Source organism: Kitasatospora nipponensis, from assembly GCF_039528135.1.
Classification (GTDB): domain Bacteria; phylum Actinomycetota; class Actinomycetes; order Streptomycetales; family Streptomycetaceae; genus Kitasatospora; species Kitasatospora nipponensis.
This window is the reverse complement of sequence record NZ_BAAALF010000922.1, coordinates 1-590: the sequence shown is the minus strand read 5'-3', so window position 1 is coordinate 590 and position 590 is coordinate 1. Positions and strand designations below refer to the sequence as shown.

General features: G+C 64.7%; 1 pseudogene. It reads left to right on the top strand.

Annotation, left to right across the window (positions count from 1 at the left end):
- Positions 1–590: pseudogene (locus ABD323_RS44080) on the top strand (Z1 domain-containing protein); the annotation flags it as partial.

Sequence of the window (590 nt, the reverse complement as noted above, 5' to 3'; positions counted from 1 at the left end):
CGTCCAGTCAGGCAAGCCCGCCAACTTCAGCGGTGTGACGGCGAAGCCCTTCGACGCGGGCTACCGTCTGGTCATCATCCTCGGCGGCACCCTCAACCTGCTCCGAGCGCAGACCCAGCGGCGCCTGGACATGGAGCTGATCGGCCAGGAGAACATCCTGCGTGGTGGCGATCCCGACGACGTCGACAGCTTGGTCGGCACCGACTACATCGGCGACGACGCTGACTGGCCCGCTTTCGTTCAGCACGGCGGACGCCCGTCGGTGCTGCGTGCATTCGACATCGAACGGCTCACTACGCGGGAGAACGACTACCAGAGTCTTGCCCAGGGCATCCGCGCCTTGGAGTTCGAGAAGCGGGAGCAGGGGCTCCCGTTGTACGACCGGGCCAACCTGCACCGTGCGGCCGCCCGCGTGATGGTGGTGAAGAAGAACAAGAGCGTGCTGACGAAGCTGGTCAAGGACCTCAGGCAGATCAAGGGCATCCTCGGTGAGCTGCCAGCCCTGATCATTGACGATGAGTCAGACCAGGCCTCCGTCAACACCTCTGACCCCAAGAAGTGGGACAAGGGCGCCACCGAGCGCACCGCCA